Annotated in this window: 2 tRNA genes; both read right to left on the reverse strand. The window is 41.5% G+C overall.

The window, feature by feature from the left end:
* Nucleotides 1-274 precede the first annotated feature (274 nt).
* A tRNA-Thr gene (locus I6E78_RS18565) sits at nt 275-350 on the reverse strand.
* Between the two features lie 59 nt (nt 351-409).
* Nucleotides 410-485: transfer RNA gene (locus I6E78_RS18570), tRNA-Phe, on the reverse strand.
* Nucleotides 486-520: the final 35 nt, after the last annotated feature.

A 520-nucleotide genomic window follows, 5' to 3' on the forward strand; every position in this document is an offset into this window, starting at 1 on the left:
CCACGGACACGAGGATTTTCAATCCTCTGCTCTACCGACTGAGCTATCGAGGCACATAAACTGTGCGAGTTAACTAAATATTCTAAGCTAACTTTTTACTAAACTGATTTAGTAAATAAATGGTGCCGACTAACCGAGTCGACGGGTAACTTGAACAGACTACTGATTACAGCTTTCTTTCCAAATTACATTATAAATGGTGCCGACTAACCGAGCCGACGGGTAACTTGAACAGACTACTGATTACAGCTTTCTTTCTAAATTACATTATAAATGGTGCCGACTAACCGAGTCGAACGGTTGACCTACTGATTACAAGTCAGTTGCTCTACCAGCTGAGCTAAGTCGGCACACAAAACTGTGTGCTAAGGCACTTTATCAATTTTAAAGATTGATAACTTTTAATAAATGGTGCCTCGACGCGGAATCGAACCACGGACACGAGGATTTTCAATCCTCTGCTCTACCGACTGAGCTATCGAGGCACATAAACTGTGCGAGTTAACTAAATATTCTAAGC

Origin of the sequence: Pseudoalteromonas sp. NZS127 (genome assembly GCF_015864805.1) — a bacterium.
Classification (GTDB): domain Bacteria; phylum Pseudomonadota; class Gammaproteobacteria; order Enterobacterales; family Alteromonadaceae; genus Pseudoalteromonas; species Pseudoalteromonas nigrifaciens.